22 protein-coding genes and 1 pseudogene are annotated in these 21,009 nt (G+C 73.0%); 8 read left to right on the forward strand and 15 right to left on the reverse strand.

The window, feature by feature from the left end; translation table 11 throughout:
- The 3 genes from V6U77_RS04555 to V6U77_RS04565 all read right to left on the reverse strand — a co-directional run bounded on the left by V6U77_RS04555 (position 1) and on the right by V6U77_RS04565 (position 3,402).
- Positions 1-1,284, reverse strand: coding sequence for an MFS transporter (locus V6U77_RS04555; RefSeq protein ID WP_334604908.1), 1,284 nt, complete (start codon positions 1,282-1,284; stop codon positions 1-3).
- Between the two features lie 68 nt (positions 1,285-1,352).
- Complete coding sequence (locus V6U77_RS04560) at positions 1,353-1,802, reverse strand: MarR family winged helix-turn-helix transcriptional regulator (RefSeq protein ID WP_334604909.1); 450 nt, start codon at positions 1,800-1,802, stop codon at positions 1,353-1,355.
- Between the two features lie 121 nt (positions 1,803-1,923).
- Positions 1,924-3,402 carry an NCS2 family permease gene (locus V6U77_RS04565; RefSeq protein ID WP_334604910.1) on the reverse strand — a complete coding sequence of 493 codons (1,479 nt, stop codon included), beginning with the start codon at positions 3,400-3,402 and terminating at the stop codon, positions 1,924-1,926.
- An 87-nt stretch (positions 3,403-3,489) separates the two neighbouring features.
- Between V6U77_RS04565 and V6U77_RS04570 the strand changes: the two genes are divergently transcribed.
- A complete protein-coding gene (locus tag V6U77_RS04570) occupies positions 3,490-3,738 on the forward strand; it encodes a DUF2530 domain-containing protein (protein WP_334604911.1) in 249 nt (82 codons plus the stop codon).
- A 46-nt stretch (positions 3,739-3,784) separates the two neighbouring features.
- Here the strand turns inward: V6U77_RS04570 and V6U77_RS04575 are convergent, their stop codons facing one another.
- A complete protein-coding gene (locus V6U77_RS04575) occupies positions 3,785-4,624 on the reverse strand; it encodes a DUF3027 domain-containing protein (RefSeq protein ID WP_334604912.1) in 840 nt (279 codons plus the stop codon).
- An 87-nt stretch (positions 4,625-4,711) separates the two neighbouring features.
- Between V6U77_RS04575 and V6U77_RS04580 the strand changes: the two are divergent.
- Together V6U77_RS04580 and V6U77_RS04585 are read left to right on the forward strand one after the other, a co-directional pair.
- Positions 4,712-6,122, forward strand: a pseudogene (locus V6U77_RS04580) (MFS transporter); the annotation flags it as partial.
- Positions 6,123-6,387: 265 nt separating this feature from the next.
- The gene (locus V6U77_RS04585) at positions 6,388-7,053 is read left to right on the forward strand and encodes a futalosine hydrolase (RefSeq protein WP_334604914.1); all 666 of its coding nucleotides are present in this window, start codon (positions 6,388-6,390) and stop codon (positions 7,051-7,053) included.
- Here V6U77_RS04585 and V6U77_RS04590 read toward each other — a convergent pair.
- Positions 7,036-7,908: a GNAT family N-acetyltransferase gene (locus V6U77_RS04590; protein WP_334604915.1), complete on the reverse strand. Its 873-nt coding sequence runs from the start codon at positions 7,906-7,908 to the stop codon at positions 7,036-7,038. The two genes, V6U77_RS04585 and V6U77_RS04590, sit on opposite strands and share 18 nt — an antisense overlap.
- 398 nt (positions 7,909-8,306) lie before the next feature.
- On the opposite strand from V6U77_RS04590, the gene V6U77_RS04595 reads away from it, so the two are divergent.
- On the forward strand, positions 8,307-9,167 hold the full coding sequence (locus tag V6U77_RS04595; RefSeq protein WP_334604916.1) for a 1,4-dihydroxy-6-naphthoate synthase: 861 nt from the start codon (positions 8,307-8,309) through the stop codon (positions 9,165-9,167).
- Here the strand turns inward: V6U77_RS04595 and V6U77_RS04600 are convergent.
- Both V6U77_RS04600 and V6U77_RS04605 read right to left on the reverse strand, forming a co-directional pair.
- Complete coding sequence (locus V6U77_RS04600) at positions 9,128-9,514, reverse strand: cold-shock protein (RefSeq protein ID WP_334604917.1); 387 nt, start codon at positions 9,512-9,514, stop codon at positions 9,128-9,130. The two genes, V6U77_RS04595 and V6U77_RS04600, sit on opposite strands and share 40 nt — an antisense overlap.
- A 34-nt stretch (positions 9,515-9,548) precedes the next feature.
- Positions 9,549-10,172: an HAD family hydrolase gene (locus tag V6U77_RS04605; RefSeq protein ID WP_334604918.1), complete on the reverse strand. Its 624-nt coding sequence runs from the start codon at positions 10,170-10,172 to the stop codon at positions 9,549-9,551.
- An 85-nt stretch (positions 10,173-10,257) separates the two neighbouring features.
- On the opposite strand from V6U77_RS04605, the gene V6U77_RS04610 reads away from it, so the two are divergent.
- Positions 10,258-12,735 carry a helicase-associated domain-containing protein gene (locus V6U77_RS04610; RefSeq protein ID WP_334604919.1) on the forward strand — a complete coding sequence of 826 codons (2,478 nt, stop codon included), beginning with the start codon at positions 10,258-10,260 and terminating at the stop codon, positions 12,733-12,735.
- Positions 12,736-12,745: 10 nt separating this feature from the next.
- On the opposite strand, the gene V6U77_RS04615 is transcribed toward V6U77_RS04610, so the two are convergent.
- Positions 12,746-12,994, reverse strand: coding sequence for a hypothetical protein (locus tag V6U77_RS04615; RefSeq protein WP_334604920.1), 249 nt, complete (start codon positions 12,992-12,994; stop codon positions 12,746-12,748).
- 154 nt (positions 12,995-13,148) lie between these two features.
- The gene (locus V6U77_RS04620) at positions 13,149-14,042 is read right to left on the reverse strand and encodes a L,D-transpeptidase family protein (RefSeq protein ID WP_334604921.1); all 894 of its coding nucleotides are present in this window, start codon (positions 14,040-14,042) and stop codon (positions 13,149-13,151) included.
- Between the two features lie 175 nt (positions 14,043-14,217).
- On the opposite strand from V6U77_RS04620, the gene V6U77_RS04625 reads away from it, so the two are divergent.
- On the forward strand, positions 14,218-15,897 hold the full coding sequence (locus V6U77_RS04625) for a DNA repair helicase XPB (RefSeq protein WP_334604922.1): 1,680 nt from the start codon (positions 14,218-14,220) through the stop codon (positions 15,895-15,897).
- A 59-nt stretch (positions 15,898-15,956) separates the two neighbouring features.
- On the opposite strand, the gene V6U77_RS04630 is transcribed toward V6U77_RS04625, so the two are convergent.
- From V6U77_RS04630 to V6U77_RS04640, 3 genes are all read right to left on the reverse strand, one after another.
- Positions 15,957-16,799 (reverse strand): formate/nitrite transporter family protein, encoded by an 843-nt coding sequence (locus V6U77_RS04630; RefSeq protein ID WP_334604923.1) that lies wholly within the window; start codon positions 16,797-16,799, stop codon positions 15,957-15,959.
- 236 nt (positions 16,800-17,035) lie between these two features.
- Positions 17,036-17,200: a hypothetical protein gene (locus V6U77_RS04635; protein ID WP_334604924.1), complete on the reverse strand. Its 165-nt coding sequence runs from the start codon at positions 17,198-17,200 to the stop codon at positions 17,036-17,038.
- A 49-nt stretch (positions 17,201-17,249) separates the two neighbouring features.
- Positions 17,250-17,468: a winged helix-turn-helix domain-containing protein gene (locus tag V6U77_RS04640; RefSeq protein WP_334604925.1), complete on the reverse strand. Its 219-nt coding sequence runs from the start codon at positions 17,466-17,468 to the stop codon at positions 17,250-17,252.
- Between the two features lie 401 nt (positions 17,469-17,869).
- Between V6U77_RS04640 and V6U77_RS04645 the strand changes: the two genes are divergently transcribed.
- Complete coding sequence (locus V6U77_RS04645; RefSeq protein WP_442934373.1) at positions 17,870-18,145, forward strand: DivIVA domain-containing protein; 276 nt, start codon at positions 17,870-17,872, stop codon at positions 18,143-18,145.
- A complete protein-coding gene (locus V6U77_RS04650; protein WP_334604926.1) occupies positions 18,142-18,408 on the forward strand; it encodes a hypothetical protein in 267 nt (88 codons plus the stop codon). Before V6U77_RS04645 ends, V6U77_RS04650 begins: the two co-directional genes overlap by 4 nt.
- A 109-nt stretch (positions 18,409-18,517) precedes the next feature.
- On the opposite strand, the gene V6U77_RS04655 is transcribed toward V6U77_RS04650, so the two are convergent.
- The 3 genes from V6U77_RS04655 to V6U77_RS04665 all read right to left on the reverse strand — a co-directional run bounded on the left by V6U77_RS04655 (position 18,518) and on the right by V6U77_RS04665 (position 20,917).
- Complete coding sequence (locus tag V6U77_RS04655) at positions 18,518-19,477, reverse strand: zinc metalloprotease (protein WP_334604927.1); 960 nt, start codon at positions 19,475-19,477, stop codon at positions 18,518-18,520.
- Positions 19,478-19,703: 226 nt separating this feature from the next.
- Entirely contained in the window at positions 19,704-20,153 is a 450-nt protein-coding gene (locus V6U77_RS04660) for a deaminase (RefSeq protein WP_334604928.1), read from the reverse strand.
- On the reverse strand, positions 20,153-20,917 hold the full coding sequence (locus V6U77_RS04665; RefSeq protein ID WP_334604929.1) for a TIGR03089 family protein: 765 nt from the start codon (positions 20,915-20,917) through the stop codon (positions 20,153-20,155). Before V6U77_RS04665 ends, V6U77_RS04660 begins: the two co-directional genes overlap by 1 nt.
- Between the last annotated feature and the right edge of the window lie 92 nt (positions 20,918-21,009).

Genomic DNA, 21,009 nt, shown 5'->3' on the forward strand with positions numbered 1-21,009 from the left:
TCAGCAGTCGGCGGAGGTGACGTAGAAGCGCGGCATGGGCAGGACGCGGAAGCGCAGCCGGGCGCCGGAGCGGCGGAGCTGCCAGGTGAGCGCGGCCAGGACGGTGGCCAGCGAGATCAGCCCACCGATCCAGATGCTGGCGCCGGCGCCGTAGGTCTCGGCGACCCAGCCGATGAGCGGCGCGCCGACGGGGTTGGTGCCGAGGAAGACCAGCACCCACAGGGCCATCACCCGGCCGCGGAAGGCGGCGTCCGTGCCGAGCTGCACCCGCTGGTTGGCCGCCTGGGCGAAGAACACCATGAAGAACCCGGTCGGCAGCAGCAGCGTCACCACCATCCAGTACGCCGGGGCGAGCCCCACCAGCGTGCCGAAGCTGGCGCAGCCGACCCCCGCGCCGAGCACCAGCCAGACCGACGGGCGGCTGCGCCGCCCGGTGCCGGCGAGCGCCCCCACCAGCGCGCCGACCGCCAGCGCGGTGCTGAACAGCCCGAACGAGGCGGCACCGGTCTCGAACACGGTCTTGGCCAGCGCGGCGAGGGTGAGCTGGAAGTTGAACAGCGACATGCCGATCACCGACATCATCGCCATGGGCAGCAGCAGGTCGGGCCGGCGCCAGACGTAGCGCAGGCCGTCGACCACCTTGGCCGACGCCCGCTCGTCGCGCGGCGGCAGGGCGTCGCGGTGCAGCTCGGCGGGGCGCATCTGGATCACGGTGACCAGTGGGGCGATCGAGCTGAGCGCGGTGAACAGGAAGACCGGTCCGACGTCGAAGGCGGCGATGGCCAGGCCGGCGACGGCCGGGCCGACGATCCGGGCCGAGTTGAACACGGCCGCGTTCAGCGAGAGCGCGTTCGGCAGCAGCGGCGTGCCGACCAGTTCGGAGACGAACGCCTGCCGGACCGGGGTCTCCACGGCGTTGGCGACGCCGAGCAGGGCCGCGAACGCGAAGACGTGCCAGAGCTGCACGAGCCCGGTGATCACCAGCAGGCTCATGGCGAGCGCCAGCACCGTCCAGAAGGCGTTGGCGAAGAAGAGCAGCATCCGCTTGTCATAGCGGTCGGCGAGCCGCCCGGAGAGCAGGGTGAGCAGCAGCACCGGGGTGAACTGGAGTGCGGTGACCACGCCCAGCGCGGTGGCGGAGTTGTCGGTGAGCTCGAGGACCAGCCAGTCCTGGGCGATGAACATCATCCAGACGCCGATCAGCTTGATCAGCTGCCCGGATGCGAAGAGCCGGTAGTTGCGGACCTGTAGGGACTGGAACATCGTGCTGAGCTTCGCCTGCACTCTTGGTGCGCCTCCTCGCGGTCGTACGCGTCATCGACGTCGGACGGCGCGGTGGCACGACGCGCGGGTCAGGCGCGGGCGAGCTGCTGAAGGATCTCAGCGGCCTGCCGCAGGGTGTCCCGCTCGGCTTCGGTCAGCTCGTCGAGCCGGCGGGCCAGCCACTCGTCACGGACGCGCTCGAACTGGTCGAGCACCGCCCGTCCCCCCTCGGTCACCGCCAGGATGACCTGCCGGCCGTCGGTCGGGTGGGGGGTGCGCTGCACGAGCCCGCGCTCCTCCAACTTCGCGACGATCCTGGTCATCGTGGGCGGCTGCACCCGTTCCACATCGGCCAGTTCCCGTGGCGTCAACGCACCCGCCAGCCGGAGGCTGGTGAGTGCGGAGAGCTGGGTGACCGTGAGGTCGCCGACCGGCCGGGCCTGGCGGACCCGTCGGTTCAGCCGGGTGATCGCATCACGCAGCTGAGGTGCCAGCTGCGCCGGTGGCACGCGTTTCGCCGTCACCGTCCGCTCCGTCACGATAGTTAGCCTAACTAATTAGCTTGGCGAATGACCACTGATATGACCACGCTCACGAGAAGTTCGCCCTGCTCCGGGCCGGGTACCCGATTCGGCCACCCGGCCCGCAGCCAGCGGTGTTTCAGGAGACCAGGGCCTCGATCGGACCACGCAGGAAGTAGAGCACGAAGAGGACGGCCACCCCATACAGCAGCGGGTGGATCTCCCGGGCCTTGCCCCGGGCGAGCTTCACCACCACGTACGTGATCAGGCCGGCGCCGATGCCGTTGGAGATCGAGTACGTGAAGGGCATCAGCACGATCGTCAGGAACGCCGGGAGGGCGATCTCGTAGTCGGACCAGTCGATCGTCCGCACCGCGGTCATCATCAGGAAGCCGACCACCACCAGCGCGGTGGACGCCGCCTCGAACGGCACCACCACGACCAGCGGCGCCAGGAACATCGCCAGCAGGAACAACCCGCCGGTGACCAGGTTGGCCACGCCCGTACGGGCACCCTCCGCCACACCGGCCGCACTCTCGATGTACGACGTGTTGCTGGACGTGCTCGCCGCACCGCCGGCCGCCGCCGCGATCGAGTCGACCAGCAGGATCTCCCTGGCCCGCGGCGGGGTGCCCCGCTCGTCGAGCATGTTCCCCTCCTGGCCGACCGCCACCATCGTGCCCATGGTGTCGAAGAAGTCCGTGATCAGCAGGGTGAACACGAACATCAGCACGACGACCCAGCCGGCGCGGCCCCACGAGTCGAACACGTTGAAGTTGCCGAGCAGCGACAGGTCCGGCACGTCCACCCAGGTCTTGGGCAGCTCGGGGACGTTCAGCGCCCAGCCCTTCGGGTTGGGCTTGCCGTCGACGAAGGACGGCCCGACGTTCGCGACCGCCTCGACGATGATCGCCAGCACGGTGGAGCCGAGGATGCCGATCAGGATCGCGCCCTTGACCCGGCGCACCAGCAGCACGACGGTCAGCAGCAGGCCCACCACGAAGACCAGCATCGGCCAGCTGCCGAGGCTGCCGTCGATGCCCAGCCCCACGGGAACGGTGCTGTTCGCCGCGTCCGGCACCCGGCGGACGAACCCGGCGTCGACCAGGCCGATGATGGTCAGGAAGAGGCCGATGCCGACGCCGATCGCCGTCTTCATCTGCGTCGGCACGGAGCGGAACACCGCCGTACGCAGGCCGGTCAGCACCAGCACCGCGATGATCAGACCCTCGATCACCACGAGGCCCATCGCGTCCGCCCAGGTCATCTCCGGGGCGATCTCGTACGCGACCAGCGCGTTGACGCCGAGGCCGGCGGCGAGTGCCAGCGGGAACCGGCCGACCACGCCCATCAGGATGGTCATCAGGCCGGCGACCAGGGCGGTTGCCGCGGCGAGGGCGGCGATGGAGAGTTTCTTGCCGTCGCCGTCGACGGCACCACCGATGATGAGCGGGTTGAGCACCACGATGTACGCCATCGTGAAGAAGGTCGCCAGGCCACCGCGTACCTCGCGGCTCATCGTCGAGCCACGGGCGGAGATCTCGAAGTACCGGTCGAAACCGTTACGCGGGTGCACTGCGTCGGGTGGTGTGCCGTTCTCGGGCGGCGCTACTTTCATCAGATCCTCGCAGGTGATCTTCCGTTGTCGCGCGCATCGTCGCAGATCACCGGCCACCAGGAAAAGTTGATCGCGTACGCTTGCCGCGTGCCGAAGGAGCAGCCACCGCGGCCCGAGCCGCTCGACCCGCCGATGGTGCCGTTCGCCCTCGCCGGGATGGCGGCCTGGGCGCTCGCCGGGCTGGTGCTGCTGCTCTTCTTCCGCGACTGGCTGGCCACCCACGGTCACCAGAACTGGCTGTGGACCTGCCTGGCCGGTTTCCTGTGGGGTTTCCCCGGTCTGGCCGTGATGATGCGGCACGACGCCAACCGGCGTCGCCGTCGCGCCGGCCGCTGAACCTGCGCAGACGCCGGTCCGGAGGCCGGCGCCGCGGCCCGTGGTGTCAGGGGTGGCCGTACGGCTCCGCCGGCTCCGCGGCCTCGACGGAGCCCGGTGCCCGGCTGACCGCCACGGGCTCGACCGCGCTGTCGTCGTAGACCGTCGGCATCTCGTCGACCGGGGTCTCGGCCGCCTCGATCAGGGTCTCGGAGTGCGCCCCGCAGCCGTGGTCGGCGCTGACGACCCGGCCGTCGTCGGGGGCGTAGAAGTTGCCGCAGGCCCCGAACGCCTGGCGCAGGGCACCGGCGAGCGGCAGGTAGAAGCCGCAGGTCCCGCAGCGGGCGGCGGCGGGGGCGGCGGCAGAGATCGCGGCCGACGGGCCGTGGTCGCCGTCGTACCAGCGCTGGGCGGCCTCGATGCGCCCCTCCCGGGAGAGCACCCGGGCCCGGCCGAGCCCGAGCTCCCAGGCGGTCTCCTCGACCGCCGGGTCGTCGGAGAGCAGGTAGCCGGGCTGGAGCCGGTCGTCGTCCGCCGGGGTGGGCAGCAGGTCACCGGGGCCGAGGTCGCCCGGCTTGAGCCGCTCCTGCCACGGCAGCCAGCCGGGGGCGAGCATCGCCTCCGTGCCGGGGAGCAGCACCGTCTCGCAGACGGTGACGTGCCGGCTGCGCGGCACGCGGGTGACGGTCACCGCCCACCGCCAGCCCCGGTAGCCGGCGAGCCGACACTCGAAGTAGTGCGTGACGAGTCGGTCGCCCTCCGCGACGGCCTGCAGGTGGTCGCCGATGTCCGAGGGGTCGACCTCGGTGATGGCGTCACGTGCCACCTCGACGGCGGCGGCGCAGACCTGGTCGAGACGAGCGGCACGGGCGGAGGCAGGCCTGGTCACCCGACCATTGTTCCCCATGCGTACCGCCGACCGACAGGCACCCGCCGATGACGTTCTGGGACAGTGGTGCGGCACGGGCGGACCGGATGGGCGAGGATGGTGGACATGCCGCTGTTCTCCCGCTCCGGGCGGTCCGTACTCGGGCGGACCGTCGGCACCGGCATCAAGGCCGTCCGCCTGCTGTTCCGCGGCTCGCTCAGCGGCGGGCGGTGGATGACCCGCCGGGCGGGCCGGGCCCGCGCCCGGGGCGCCGGGGGCGAGGTCGGCATGGTCCGCCTCTTCGACCTGCACGCGGTCTCCTGCGCCGGTGACACGCTGATCGCCATCGGCCTGGCCGGGACGATCTTCTTCAACGTCCCGCTCGGCGAGGCGCGCAGCAAGGTCGCGCTCTACCTGCTGGTGACCATGGTGCCGTTCGCCATGCTCGCCCCGGTGGTGGGCCCGCTGCTCGACCACTTCCGCCACGGCCGCCGCTACGCGCTGGCCGCCACCATGCTCGGCCGGGCCTTCCTGGCCTGGCTGATCTCCGACTACATCCACGGCTTCGGCCTCTATCCGGCGGCCTTCGGCGTGCTGGCGCTCTCCCGCGCGTACGGGGTGGCCCGCTCGGCGGCCGTCCCGCGGCTGTTGCCCGAGGGGCTCGGGCTCTCCCAGGTGGGCGCCCGGGCCAGCGTCTACGGCACGGTGGCGGGCGCCCTGGTCGCCCCGATCGGGCTGGCCGCCTTCTGGTTCGGGCCGCAGTGGCCGCTCCGGGTCGCCTCGATCATCTTCCTGGTCGGCATGGTGGTCTCCCTGCGGCTGCCGCCGAAGGCCGACTCCGAGCCGCCCGAGCGGGTGCCCCGCCCGCTGCGGGCCCTCGGCCGGCGCAACGGTGACCGCCCGCTGGGTCGGGGGCGGCCGGCCGGCCGACTCGTGATCGCCACCCTGATCGGCGCCGCGACGCTGCGCGGGACGTACGGCTTCCTGCTGCTCTTCCTGGCCTTCGCGATCAAGGCCGGCGACCTGACCACCGTCGTCTTCGGCCGGGACCTGGGCGACGAGGGGGCGTTGGGCCTCGTCGGCGCCGCGCTGGCCGTGGGCACCTTCCTCGCCACCGCGATCGGCACCCGGCTGCGCATCCACCGACCCGTCGCGATCCAGTCCAGCGGCATGATCATCGTGGGCGGGGTGGGCATCCTCGCCGCGTTGATGTTCTCGCTGCCCATGGTCGCCCTGCTCTGCCTGGTGGCCGCGCTGATCAGCGGCATCTCCAAGCTGGCCGTCGACGCCTCGATCCAGGAACGCATCCCGGAGCGGCTGCGGGCCAGCTCGTTCGCCCATTCCGAGACGGTGCTGATGCTCGCGTTCGTCGCCGGTGGCGGGCTGGGCCTCGTGCCCTTCGACGGCCGCGTGGGGATCGCCGTCGTCGCCGGGGCCGGCACGCTGGCCGCCGTCCGGGGTGTGGTGGTGGCGAGTCGCCTGCGCGCCGAGCGCCTGGCCGGTCGCCCGCTCGCCGACGAGGAACTGGCCGACGACACGGGCGGGGACGACGCCGGCACCGCCGGAGACGACAAGGGCACCACGAGCGGCGCGGGCACCACGAGCGGCGCGGGCACCGAGGCGGAGGCCGGACCCGAGACGGGGGTGGCGCCCGTCTCGCCCGCCCCGGCGCAGGGCGGCTCGCCGCTGGACGACCCGGCCCTCGCCCCGCCCGGCTACCACATCTACCGACCGTCGTCGGCAGTCGGCGGGCCCGGCGGCGCGGACGACGAGACCCGGCGGGAACCGCAGGGACCCGTGCCGTGACGGGCCTGCTGGTGGTCACGGCCGTACCCGCCGAGGCCGAGGCGATCCGCGCGGGCCTCGTGGATCCGTCGACGACGGTGCTGCCGGTGGGGGTCGGGCCCGCCGTCGCCGCCGCCACCACCGCCCGGCTGCTGGTGCTGGCCGAGGCGGCCGGGCGCCCGTACGGCGGGGTGGTCAGCGCGGGCGTGGCGGGCGGCTTCGCCGGCCGGGCGGAGGTCGGTGCGACGGTGCTGGGCTCCGTGTCCGTCGCCGCCGACCTGGGCGCGGAGTCACCGACGGGCTTCCTCCCGGTCGACGAGCTGGGCATGCCGCCGGAGTGGCTCGGTGGCGGCCTCGCGCTCGCCGCCGACCCGGGGCTGCTGGCCGCCCTGCGGGCCGAGCTGCCGACGGCGACGGTGGGCGCGGTACTCACCGTCAGCACGGTGACCGGCACCGCCGCGAGCACGGACGCCCTGCGCCGGCGTCATCCCGACGCCGTCGCCGAGGCCATGGAGGGGTACGGCGTGGCCGTCGCCGCCGCGCAGGCCGGCGTCCCCTTCGTCGAGCTGCGTACGGTCTCCAACCCGATCGGCCCCCGGGACCGCGACGCCTGGCGCATGCGCGAGGCGCTCGCCGCCCTCACCACCGCCGCCGCGGCCCTGACCTCACCCGGCCGGTCCTGACAGTCGGTTCGCAGCCGCGGGCCGACGGTCGTGCCGCAAGGCCCACGGCCGGCTCGTCTTGAAGTGGTATCCGCAGGCGAGCAGCAGGTCGACCCCACCGCCCTCGGCGATCGCGTGGGCGGTACGGATGCCCGAGCGGTCCATCTCGGCCGAGAGCATCGCGACCAACCGGCGCCCGATGCCGAGCCGTCGACAGTCCTCGGCGACGAGAACACCGTCGAGCACGACCTCCCGCTCGTCGCTCGGGTCGTCGCCGTCCATCAGGTGCGGGCTGCGCTCGTGGGCCCGTAGCTCACCGACCAGTTCGCCACCCGGCAGCTCGGCCACGAACCGCCACGACGTCGACGGCAGGCCGCCGCCCGTCACCCGACGCAGTCGTACCGTCCGCCGGATCTCCTCGGCACGTCGGCGCCGGTCCCGGTATCGACGATTCCGCTGGTACGTGGCCGGCGGCACCGGCAACGGCCAGAGCGCCGGCGGCAGGTTGTACCAGTTCGCCCACCAGGCACCCGGCCAGTCCTTCGGCTCCTTCACCTCCCAGGCGTCGAGGTGCGCCGGATAGCGACGCCCTGCTCCGTCCCGCAACGCGTCGTGCGGCACCGCCGGCAGCGACAGGTCGGCGGTTGGTACGGGTGCGGTGTCGCGTACGCCGATCGGCACTTCCCCACCGGCGGCCCGGACGAGCCGCTCCACCGTGCGGAACCGTGGATCGGCGGCCCGGCCCGACTCGATCCGGGCCAGGGTCGCCTGGGGCACCCCGGACCGCTCGGCCAGTTCCCGCTGGCTCAGATCCGCGCGGCGTCGTAGGGCCCGCAGGGCCGCGCCAAGGTCGACGGCTTCCGTCAGCTCTGCCACGAGAACATGCTTCCCGGCGCAGCGCGGACTCCTCAACACCTACCCACCGCCTGTGGACAAACCTGTGGACAACGTCGGCCGCCAGCGGCTCGGACCGTCGCACGGTGGCAACCGGCCAGGACCGCCCGGCCGACGAGCGACGAGGACGCTGCCACGACGCTGTCGAGCTGAATCGTCTGCGACATCAGGAGCCGCTTGCCGACCGTGCCGCGTAACGGGTGCCCATGTCCCTGTCACACCTGAATTTCACCGCCACACGCGGCGGGCGGGCGGGGCTGAATCGTTTACGACATCAGCTCGAAAGGGGCCGTCGGACGAGGTCTGCCGACAGCGCGGAACACGCGCCCCGCCCGCCGGGCACGTCTCGTCCGTGGGAGGGGCGGGGATACCGTGAGGGAGTGGCGCTCTCCCTGGCAATCTCGCCCTGCCCCAACGACACGTTCGTCTTCCACGCCCTGGTGCACGGCCTCGTGCCCGGCGCCCCGCCGGTCGACGTCACGTACGCCGACGTGGACGTCACGAACACGGCCGCCGAGCGGGGGGCGTTCGACCTGGTCAAGGTGAGCTACGCGGCGCTGCCGTGGCTGCTGGACGACTACCACCTGCTGCCCTGCGGGGGCGCGCTCGGCCGTGGCTGCGGCCCGCTGGTGCTGACCCGCGGCGACCGCGACCCCGGCCAGCCCGACAGCCCCGGCCGGCCCGACCTGAGTGGTGCCACGGTGGCGGTGCCGGGCGACCGGACCACGGCGTACCTGCTCTTCCGGCTCTGGGCGGCCGAGCGGCCCCCGGCGCGGATCGAGGTCGTGCCGTTCCACGAGATCATGCCGGGCGTCGCCGCCGGCCGGTACGACGCCGGGCTGGTCATCCACGAGGCCCGGTTCACCTACCCGCGGCACGGCCTCACCGCCCTGGTCGACCTCGGCGAGTGGTGGGAGGCCGACACGGGCCTGCCCATCCCCCTCGGCGCCATCCTGGCCCGGCGCGGCGCGGTCGACCCCGAGGCGGCGGCCGGGTGGATCCGCGAGTCGGTGCGCCGGGCCTGGGCCGACCCGGCCGCCAGCCGGGAGTACGTGCTGGCACACGCGCAGGAGATGGAGCCCGACGTGGTGGACCGGCACATCGGGCTCTACGTCAACGAGTTCACCGCCGACCTGGGGGACGCGGGGTTCGCCGCCGTCCAGGCGCTGCTCGGCCGGGCCGCCGACGCCGGGCTGGTGCCTCAGACCTCCAGCTCGTTGGCGACCGCGTGGACCAGCTGAGCGATCTTCTGCGCCGTCCTGCGGTCCGGGAAGCGCCCCCGGCGCAGGTCCGGCTGCACCTTCGCCTCCAGCACCTTGATCATGTCCTCGACGAGGCCGTGCAGTTCCTCCGCCGGCCGGCGACGCAGCTCCGCCATCGACGGCGGGGCCTCGAGCAGCTTGACCCCCATCGCCTGCGAGCCCCGGCGGCTGTCCACCACGCTGAAGTCGATCCGCTGACCGCCCTTGAGGTCGGCGACACCCGCCGGTAGCGCGCCCTTGGGCAGGAACACGTCGCCACCCTCGTCGCTGGTGACGAACCCGTATCCCTTGGCCGCGTCATACCACTTCACTCGACCCGTCGGCACCTGAGAACCCCTGCTTCGCTTGAGCTTGAGACGTCTACCGCCCCAAGGCTAGCCGGATCATGCCGTCCAGTGCCCCCGGGAATCCGGTGAGATCATCCAGCACCACCTCCGCGCCGGCCGCGCGCAGCTCGTCGGCGGTGCACGGGCCGGTGGCGAGCGCGATTCCGGGTACGCCCGCCGCCCCGGCGGCCACCATGTCGGCCACGTGGTCGCCGACGTAGTGGGTGGCGCCGTGCCGCCGCAGCGCGGTCGCCTTCTCCTTTGCGAACAGGTCGCCGGCCACCTCGTCGACCACCAGCCCCAGATGGTCGAGGTGCAGCCGGGCCAGGCGACCCAGCTTCGCGGTCACCACCAGCACGCGACCGCCGCGTGCGCGTACCGCGTCGAGCGCGGCGACGGCCCCGGGCAGCGGGACCGTGGGCGTGATCGCGTACGCCGCGTACAGCTCGCGGTACGTCCGGACGGCCTCGTCGACCTGCTCCGGCGGGAACCAGCGGGCGATCTCCGTACGCAGTGGCGGACCGAGCCGCGACACGGCGGCCTCCGCGTCCACGTGCACCCCCGTCTGCGCTGTCAGCGCCCGGAAGGTGTCGGCGATCCCGGGACGGGAGTCGACCAGGGTCATGTCGAGGTCGAAGCCGACCGTCAGCGCTGCCATGCGGGAGAACGTACCCGCCCATCCCCGGGTCAGCCGGACGTCCGAGGGGCGCGAGGACCCGCTGCCGGGCTAGCGTGGAACGACGATGACCACCTCACTCGCCGACCACCTGCGGTCGCTGCCCGACGAGTCGCTCGCCGCTCTCCTCCAGCTGCGGCCGGACCTCGTCGTACCCGTGCCGGCCGACGTCTCCGCGCTCGCCACCCGGGCCCAGTCCCGGGTCTCGGTGGCCCGCGCCCTCGACGCGCTGGACCAGTTCACCCTGCTGATGCTGGACGCCGCCCGGCTGACCCGGGACGCGGCCGACCAGGGCACCTCCACCGACGCCGTGCTCGCCATGGCGACCGCCGGCCCGCACCCGCCCGCCCCCACCACCGTCCGCGCCGCCGTGAACCGGCTGCGTGCGCTCTTCCTGCTGTACGGCCCCGAGAACGCCCTGCGCGTGGTGGCGAGCGTCGACGAGGTCTCGCCGTACCCGGCGGGCCTGGGTCGACCGGCGGCGGAGCTGGACCCGCGGGCGGCGGCGCTCTGCGCGGACCCGGCGAAGCTGCGGCGGACGCTGCTGGCCGCGCCGCCGTCGGCCCGGGCGATCCTGGACCGGCTGGCCGCCGGACCGCCGATGGGCAGCGTGCCGGCGGGCGCGTTGCAGGCGCCCGCGCTCGGCGCGGAGGCCGACCTGCCCCCGGACCCGACCAACGGCGGCGCGCCGACCGGTTCGCCGGTGCGCTGGCTCGTCGACCACCACCTGCTGGTGCCGGTTCCCGGCGGCAGGGCCGGCGCCACGGGCACCGTCGAACTGCCCCGCGAGGTCGGCCTGCTGCTGCGCCGCGACAGCGGCCCGCTCGGCCCGCTGCGCAGCAGCCCGCCGCCGGTGGCCACCGCGCCGCGCGAGCCGAAGGCCGCCGACTCCGCCGGGGCCGGGCAGACCATGGAGGTGGTACGCCACACCGAGGGGCTGCTGGAGCAGCTCGCCGCCGAACCGGCTCCGGTGCTGCGCTCGGGCGGCCTGGGCGTGCGCGACCTGCGCCGCCTCGCCCGGGGCGTCGGGGTGGACGAGTCGACGGCGGCCCTGCTGCTGGAGGCGGCGTACGCGGGCGGGCTGATCGGCGAGGTCGACCTGCCCGGGGCCACCACCACCCGCTACGGCGCCGACCAGCAGGTCCTGCCCACCGCCGGATACGAGGTGTGGCGGGCCGGGACGCTCGCGCAGCGCTGGGAGCAGGTCGCCCGGGCGTGGCTGACGATGACCCGGCAGGCCGGGCTGGTCGGGCAGCGCGACGACCGGGACCGGCCGATCACGGTGCTCTCCGCCGAGGCGGAGCGGGCCGGCGCGCCGGCCGCCCGACGCGCCGTGCTGGAGGTCCTCGCCGACCTGGAGCCCGCGACCGGGCCCACCCCCGAGGAGGTGCTGGCCCTGCTCGACTGGCGGGCGCCGCGGCGCAGCCGGGGGCGGGAGGCCGCGCACCGCGACGTGCTGGCCGAGGCGGCCACGCTGGGCGTGACGGGGCTGGGGGCGCTCACCTCGTACGGGCGGCTGCTGCTCGCCGACGTGACGGCGGCCGACGAGCACGGCGACGACCCGCTCGGGTTGCGCTCAGACGCGGAGAGCGGCGACCCGACCAGCACCGTACGCGCGCTGGACGCGCTGCTGCCCGCCCCGGTGGACCACTTCCTCGTCCAGGCGGACCTGACCGTCGTGGTGCCCGGCCCGCCCGATCCGGCGCTCGCCGGCGAGCTGGAGGTGGTGGCGGAGCACGAGTCGGCCGGCGGGGCCAGCGTGCACCGGGTCACCCCGGCCAGCGTGCGCCGGGCCCTGGACGCCGGCTACTCGGCCGACGACCTGCACACCCTGTTCCGGCGGCGGTCGCGCACCCCCGTCCCGCAGGGGCTGACGTACCTGGTGGACGACGTGGCCCGCAAGCACGGCGGGCTGCGGGTCGGCTCGGCCGGGGCGTACGTGCGCAGCGACGACGAGGCGCTGCTGACCGAGGTGCTCGCCGACCGGCGGCTGGAGCCGCTGGCGCTGCGCCGGCTGGCGCCGACGGTGCTGTCGACGCCGTACCAGGTGGGCCGGATGCTGATGGCCCTGCGCGACGCCGGCTACGCCCCGGTGCCGGAGGACGCGAGCGGGGCCGCGGTGCTGGCCCGCCCGAAGACCCGGCGTGCCCCGGCCCGGGTGCCGGTGGCGACCAGGACACTGGACCCGTTGACGACGCCGAAGCTCGCCATGCCCCGCCTGCTGGGCGTGGTGGAGCAGATCCGGCGCGGCGACGCGGCGGCGCGGGCCGCCCGAAGGGCGCCGGCCGTGGTGCGGGGCGGGGTCGGGCGCACCGGTCCCGCGCCGGTCTCCTCCCACAGCGACGCCCTCGCGGTGCTCCAGCAGGCGGTCCGGGACCGGGCGCTGGTCTGGGTCGGGTACGTCGACGCGCACGGGGCGACCGCGTCCCGGCTCGTCCGGCCGGTCTCGATCGGCGCGGGCTACCTGCGCGCCGAGGACGACCGGACGGAGATGCTGCACACCTTCGCCCTGCACCGGATCACGGCGGCGGTGCGGGAGGACTGAGCGGGCCGGGTCAGCGCCGGCTGCGGCGTACCGTCCCGACGACGGAGACGATCAGCAGCAGCGCGAACCCGGTGCCGACCGACTCGCCGACCGAGGCGACGAAGCCCTGCTGAAGCACCAGCCAGCCGAAGAGGAACCAGCCGAAGAGCACCACCCCGGCTACCGCGTACGCGACGACCGTGGCAGTGGAGACCTCCTCGGCGGGGGAGGGCTCGCGCTCGATCATGTGTTCCCGGGCCACTTCGCGATCGACCGTCATCTCCAGCCTCCCCGTCCGGTTCGACGCCTGGCATCCAGCGTGACACCGCGGTGGCGCGAGTGACAGGGGATAAAACCCGGATCGGACGAGTTGTGCGATGGCTCGGAGCGGTGTCGGGGCCGCTCAGGAGCCCGACGGCTCAGCTGCCGGCGGCTCAGGTGCCGGGGCGCCGCCCGACCAGCACCACCTTGCTGCCGACCCTGCCCAGCTCCCAGTAGCGCACGGCGTCGGCACGCAGCAGGTTGACGCAGCCGTGCGAGCCGATCGACTTCTCGTGCAGGTAGGTCGTGGTCTGGTGGAAGCCCATGCCCCGGGTGAAGTGCTGCCAGTACGGCAGCCACACCTCGTACGGGTCGGACCACTCCTTGACGTTGCGGTAGTTGATCGTGAACGTGCCGGCCGGGGTGCGGTAGCCGGGCATGCCCGTGCGGGTGACGGTCGGCTTCACGAGCACCCTGCCGTTGCGCATGACCCAGGTGGTCTGCCGGGTCAGGTCGATGCAGAAGGTGGTGCCCGAGCCGGCCCGGCAGCGCGCCGTGTCGGTGGTGGCGAGCCGCTTCGCCACGTCGTGGGTGGTGGGCCCGGCGCGACCGTGGGCAGGGCGGATGTCGTACCGCTTCTGGAACTTCTTGATGGCGACGCAGTCGGCGGCGGACTGCCGGCCGTCGACGGTCACGCGCCCGAACCCGCCCAGCCGGGCGAGGTACGCCTCCACCTCGCGCTGGTGCTCGCCCTGCGGGCAGCCGGCGGCGGACGGCGACGCGGTGGGCTTCGTCGCCGGGCGCGTCGGCCTCACCGCGGGGCGCGTCGGTTCCGGCGTGCTGCGGGCCGGCTTGACCTTGCGCTTCGGCGGCGCCGTGCTGGGCCGCGCCCGCTGGTCCGGCCCGGGCGTGCCGCTCGCCCCCGTTACCCGCTCCGCAGCCCCGGCTGCGACGGGTCCCCCGCCCCCGCCGCCGTCGGCCCGCGGATCGAACGTGCACGCACCGGCCCCGACCAGGGTGACCACTGCCAGGGCGACGAGCCGGCTGCTGATCCGGACGTGTTTCATGCTGCCTCCCTGACAGTTGTTCCCTTTGATAGACGTTGCGAGTACCGCTCCGGTTGCTCCAGGTGAGCAGATTTTTCTGCCGTCACCCGCGTGCGTGCAACACTGGTGGGTCGGCCTGGGCGGGTCAGTCGCCTCCCGGACAGCCGACGACCCGAGGCGGAGGAGAGGCACTGGCGTGAGCGGTGGACCCCTGATCGTGCAGTCGGACAAGACCCTGCTGCTGGAGATCGACCACCCCGACGCGCAGGCGTGCCGGATGGCCATCGCGCCCTTCGCCGAGCTGGAGCGCTCCCCCGAGCACGTGCACACCTACCGGCTGACGCCGCTGGGGCTGTGGAACGCGCGCGCCGCCGGCCACGACGCCGAGGGCGTGGTGGACTCCCTGCTCAAGTACTCCCGCTACCCGGTGCCGCACGCGCTGCTGGTCGACGTGGCCGAGACGATGGACCGCTACGGCCGCCTCCAGCTCGCCAACGACCCGGCGCACGGCCTCGTCCTGCGGGCCCTGGACCGGCTGGTGCTGATCGAGGTCGCCAAGAGCAAGAAGCTCGCCGGGATGCTCGGCGCGAAGCTCGACGACGACACGATCGCGGTGCACCCGTCCGAGCGCGGCCGGCTCAAGCAGGCGCTGCTCAAGCTGGGCTGGCCGGCCGAGGACCTGGCCGGCTACGTCGACGGCGAGGCGCACCCGATCGAACTGGCCGAGGCCGGCAAGGACGGCGGCAAGCCGTGGACGCTGCGGTCGTACCAGCGGGAGGCCGTGGAGGCGTTCTGGGCCGGCGGGTCGGGCGTCGTGGTGCTGCCCTGCGGCGCCGGCAAGACGCTGGTCGGGGCGGCGGCGATGGCCGAGGCCAAGGCGACCACCCTGATCCTGGTCACGAACACGGTCGCCGGGCGGCAGTGGAAGCGCGAGCTGATCGCGCGCACGTCGCTGACCGAGGAGGAGATCGGCGAGTACTCGGGCGAGCGCAAGGAGATCCGCCCGGTCACCATCGCCACCTACCAGGTGCTCACCTCGCGCAAGAAGGGCACGTTCACCCACCTGGACCTGTTCGGGGCCCGCGACTGGGGCCTGGTCGTCTACGACGAGGTGCACCTGCTGCCCGCGCCGATCTTCCGCTTCACGGCGGACCTCCAGGCCCGCCGCCGGCTGGGCCTCACGGCGACTCTGGTACGCGAGGACGGCCGCGAGGGCGACGTGTTCAGCCTGATCGGCCCGAAGCGGTACGACGCGCCGTGGAAGGACATCGAGTCGCAGGGCTGGATCGCCCCGGCCCAGTGCACCGAGGTACGCGTGACGCTCACCGACGCGGAGCGCATGTCGTACGCGACGGCGGAGGCCGAGGAGCGCTACCGGATGGCGGCCACCGCCCGCACGAAGCTGCCCGTGGTGAAGGCGCTGGTCGACCGGCACCCGGACGAGCAGGTGCTCGTCATCGGCGGCTACATCGACCAGCTGCACCAGCTCGGCGAATACCTCGGCGCGCCCATCGTGCAGGGCTCCACCACCAACAAGGAACGCGAGCGGCTCTTCGACGCGTTCCGCTCCGGCGAGGTGCGCACCCTGGTCATCTCGAAGGTCGGCAACTTCTCCATCGACCTGCCCGAGGCGGCGGTGGCGATCCAGGTCTCCGGCACGTTCGGGTCACGGCAGGAGGAGGCACAGCGGCTCGGCCGGGTCCTGCGCCCCAAGGCCGACGGCCGCCAGGCGCACTTCTACACGGTCGTCTCCCGCGACACCATCGACACGGAGTACGCGGCCCACCGGCAGCGCTTCCTGGCCGAGCAGGGCTACGCGTACACGATCGTGGACGCGGACGACGTCCTCGGCCCGAAGCTGCCGACGGTCGACTGAGCCCCACCGACGGCTGACCTCCGCCCGCATGCGGGGCGGCGAGCGGACCCCGGCACGTGTCACCGGGGCCGGGGAGCCGACTTCTCGGCATCCGGGCGGCTCCGGGTCGCACCGGTGCGTGCATGCGTCGCATAGAGGGCGAGCCCCACGAAGACCAGGCCGCCGACCAGGTTGCCGACCACGGTGGGGATCTCGTTCCACATCAGGTAGTCGGCGAGCGAGAAGTCGCCGCCGAGCATCAGGCCGGCCGGGAACAGGAACATGTTCACGACCGAGTGCTCGAAGCCCATGTAGAAGAAGACCAGGATCGGCATCCACATGCCGATCACCTTCCCCGACACCGACGTCGAGAGCATCGCGGCGACGACGCCGGTGGAGACCATCCAGTTGCACAGGACGCCCCGGATGAAGAGGGTCAGCATTCCGGCGGCACCGTGCTCGGCGTACCCGACCGTCCGCGACTCGCCGATCACCCCGAGCCGCTGGCCGACCTCGTTCGGGTCGACGCTGAAGCCGAAGGTCAGAACCACGGCCATCATGAACGCGACGGTGAGCGCGCCGGCGAAGTTGCCGACGAAGACCAGGCCCCAGTTGCGCAGGACCGAACGCAGTCTGACGCCCGGCCGCCGGTCGATCAGAGCGAGAGGGACAAGGGTGAACACACCGGTCAGAAGGTCGAACCCGAGCAGGTGCAACAAGCAGAATCCGACGGGGAAGAGAAGGGCTCCGACGAGGGGTTGACCCGTCTCCACGGTGACGCTGACCGCGAAAGCCGCAGCGAGCGCGAGGATGGCACCGGCCATGTACGCACGAATCACCGTGTCCCGCGTGGACATGAACACCTTCGACTCGCCCGCGTCGATCATCTTCGCGACGAACTCTGCCGGGGCCACGTAGGACATGGACGTCGCTCCCGTCAGAGGTGGGCGAGTCGATACGGCACCGCGCGGGCACGCACCCCGCGTCGGCCCTCCCCAGGGCCTCGCCAACGGACGACCCGCACCGTCGGCACCCGCCGGTCGGAGTGTGCATGATCCTCGATCGGCCCGGGGCCCGCAATACCTACCGCTGGTCCACTGGCGCTCTTCCCACCTGCCGCCCGCGTCGATCTCCGGACCGGCTCGACGGCTTCGGTGGGTCACCCGGTGGGCAGGGAATCGACCGCCGCCGCGAGGAGGTCACGCAGGTCGTGCTCCGCAGTCGGGGGAAGGTTCCGCGGTTCGATCAACTGGTACGTCACCCGCGCCTCGTAGTCGCCGTCGACCCGCGCGACGCCCTGCTTACCTACCCGGATTCTCCGCACCGCACCTGCCGCCAGCGTGGCACGTGTCAAGCGATCTTGATCGTGAGGATCATCGTCGTTCGAGCCGGGTGGACTCAGCGACGAACACGCCGCGGCCCGGACGTCCAATCAGCACGCCCTGCTCGCGCAGCCTCCCCACCGCTCGGCTGATCGTGGACTGGGAGACGTCGTACTGTGCTGCCAGCGCTCGCCCGGAGGGCAGCTGCGAGCCGGGCGGATACGCCCCGTCCTTGATCTTCTTCAGCAGGTCGGCGAGCAGCTCGTCCATCGTGGGCGGGATAGGCACGTCGGGCCCCTTGCAGTCGGTTGGCCCGCCCAGTATCGATCGACCTTCACGGCATAGGCAACACACGTAGCACTGATGACATAGGTGGGTAGATGACTCGAAGACATGCTTGACATCGGTGACTCGGTGGCAATAGCGTCGCTCTCGGTGATGCGGTGCTGCTGCGGTCGGTTGGCGCCTCTCGTACCGGTCTCGCATCGCCGCCGAGACCCCACTCCCCGCGCTCCCCCGGCGCGGCCCTGTCGCCGTACCGCCGATCGAGGCTGCGGCGGCAGGGCGGGGCGGTCTCCGTCGCCCGCAACCGGCGGAGACCGCCCCCTCCACTTCGACACGAACCGACAAAGGCACGAACCGACGAAGGGCGGTCACCCGTGCGCAACCTGATCCGTCGGCTGACGGGCCGACGCGAGCAACGACGCCCGGCGGACGTCGTCCGCCCGCCACGGGGGCTCCGGCCGTGGCAGATCCGCGACCGGTGCTTCAACGTCCGCCGGCGCGGCCTCGACCCCGCCGAGATCCGCGCCTTCCTGCACCAGGTGGCCGACGAACTCGCCGTCGCGCAGAACGCCCTGGTCGCGGTGCAGGAGGAGAACGTACGGATCAAGAAGGCGCTGCGCGCGTGGCAGAGCGCCCAGTCGGCGAACCACCGCTACCGATGACCGACCGCTGGGTGATCCACCTGCCGGTCACCGCGCCCGACCTGCTCCGGGCCCGGATCCTCGCCCGTACCGCCGCCCGGGTGCTCGCCCGGCTCAGCGCCCGCGTGGAGCCCGGCGGGGTCACCGTCTCGGCCGAGGACCAGCAGGGCGTACGCCACTGGGTCTTCTGCGACCGGCCGCTGCCCGGCGGCGCGCGGTGTGCCCTCCCAGTCGACCACCTGGCGCCCTGCGCCCACCGCGCCCTCCGCCTCCCCCGCCGCTGAACCACCGACCCTTGGAAAATGACCAAGAGGTTTGCGTCCTCCGACGGGCTCGTCGGTGACGCAAACCTCTTGATCGACTCGCCTCACCGAAGCGGCGAGGACGGGTGGGTCAGCCGGCGCCGCCGGCCCGGAACGCGACCCAGGCGTCGCTCATCCGGTCCGCCTGGCCCGGGGTGAACATGTTCATGCAGGAGTCCTGCGTGTAGTCCATGAAGTTGTGGATCGGGTCCAGCCCGGGGGCGGTGCAGGTGTCCGCGCCCACCGGGCAGTTGAACTGCGGCGCCGCCTCGCGGGGGGTGTCCGCGACGAAGTCGCCGGCGGCGGAGCAGCCGTGCGCGAAGGTGTGCTCCAGCATCAGCCAGTGCCCGACCTCGTGCGTGAGCGTGTCGCCGAGGGCGTACTTGCCGGCCGTGCCGCCCGGCATCGACTCGTCGAGCATCACCACGCCGTCGATGTGGTCGCGGCCGTTGTTGTAGCCCTTCGGGAAGTACGCCCAGCCGAGCAGGCCGTCGCCGATGTTGGCGGCGTACACGTTGAGGGTCTCGGAGTCGCCCGTGTGCAGCGCCTTCTTCATGTCGCGCTCGTTCTTGCCCGGCACGACCGTGTACCAGGCGCTGTTCACCGTCCACGTCGTGTCGACCAGGTCGAACCGGAACGGCGTGTCGGAGGCGTTCGCGGCGGTGCGGCCCGCGAACGAGTCGTTGAGCACCTTCATCTGCGCCGCGATCAGGGTGTTCCACCTGGTCGTCTCGGCCGCGGTCAGGGGGTGGTCGGAGATCATGTGGAAGACCGTCGGCACGGTGACGCTGCCGTCGGGCAGGCGCGGGGCGTCCTTGATGACGCCGTAGGCCTTCGCCTCGTTCTTGGCGTACAGCTCCGGCTCCTGGGCGGTGGCGCCCTCGGCGAGCCGGGCCGCGCCGTGCACGTGGGCGTCCGGCTCGCACTCGGCGACGCCCGGGGAGACGGTCACGGGCGCGGCCGACGCCGCGCCGTAGGCGCCACCGGACGCCAGGAACGTCGCGGCGGTGGCGGTGAGGACCGCAAGTCGAAAGATGGGTCTCCTGTGCATCGGTGCACCTTTCGGAAAATGGAGGCGGTGCGGAGTCGACGCGGGGTTGTCACGACCTGGTCGATGACGTCGTCTTCCGGTATGAGACCACGCCGACGGCATCGGCGACAGACCTGCGGAAAGGGCCGATTTTCCCTGTAACGGCAGGGGCCCGGGGAGCGCTGATGCAAGGCGCTCGAGGTGTTCTGCGGGCGGTGTCGGGCCGCAATCCGTCCCTCGTGGACGGTTACGCGCGGCGCACCCGGTAGTAGAGGTGGGTGACCCGGTCGCCCTCGACGACCGTCGGGTTCGACAGCTCGACGGGGGCGTCGCGGACGTGGTCGAAGAACGGCACGCCGTCGGTGACGAAGGTGAACGGCGCGCCCGGCCGGGGCCAGCCCTCCGGCACGTGGTGGGTGACGACCACGACCGGCTTGTCCATCGGGTGCCGGCCGTCCCAGCCACCGACGAGGTCGAACAGCCGCCGGCCGACGACCAGGGCACCGGTGTCGTCCAGGGTGTGTCGCAGGTGCCCGGCGCTCGCCTGCGAGATACGGAACGTCATCTCCGGCTTGGCGGTCGCGATGGCGACGTCGCCGTTGCCGTACCACTGGAAGAGCTGGTCGAAGCCGGTGTCGCCCGGGGCGGCGATGTAGCCGTCCAGCGACATGCTCGCCTCGGTGTAGACCCCGCCCATCACAGCACCCGGGTGATCTGCTCGGCGGCGATCCGGGCGTCGCGCCGGGCCGGGTCGAGGTTGGCGCAGAGCACCACCGACGCGCCGACGGCCAGCGGCGCCAGCAGCCAGTACACGGGCTGCTCGTGCTCGGCGACGTCGACCAGCAGCCGGTCGCCGGCCCGCAGGTCGAGCCGTTCCGCCACGGCCAACGCGACGCTGCCCCACTCGCGGTAGCTGGTGCCGTCGGGGCTGGCCGCGTCCGAACTGGTCAGCGGGGCGGACGCGGGCAGCGCGTCGGTGTGCCGGCCCACCTCGGCCAGCCAGTCGCGATAGTCCTCGGGTGCCTCGGCGCGCGGGGTGACGCCGAGGGAGAGGACGAAGCGGTGCCGCGCCCCGGGCACGTCCTCCAGCCAGTCGTCGAGGCGCTCGGCGCTGACGAAGACCGCGTCGTACGGCTCGTCGGCGCCCGGCTCGATCGGCGGCAGGCCGGCGGTGGCCCGGGGCCGGAAGGACACCGCCACCCCGGCCGACCAGGCGCCCAGCAGCACGGCGGCGCTCTGCCAGTGCGCCGGGAGCAGCACCGCCGCCCGGTCGCCGACGCCCAGCCCGCAGCCGTCGCGCAGCAGCCCGGCGGCCCGCGCCGCCCAGCCGCCCAACTCCGTCGCGGTCAGGTCGACCCGCTCGCCGGTCGCGTCGTCGAGATAGGTGAGCAGGGGCCGGTCCACCTCCGCCGCCCGGCCACCGGCCAGCGGCTCCCGGACGAGGGCATCGGTCATGTTCATGGCGCACTCCTCGGCAGGCTGCGGCCAGCCTACTCAACCGTCGACGGGCCGGAACGGCATCGCCGCACCGGTACGGGCATTGACCGGCGTTG

The sequence above is a fragment of the Micromonospora sp. CPCC 205546 genome, from assembly GCF_036902715.1.
Classification (GTDB): Bacteria; Actinomycetota; Actinomycetes; order Mycobacteriales; family Micromonosporaceae; genus Micromonospora.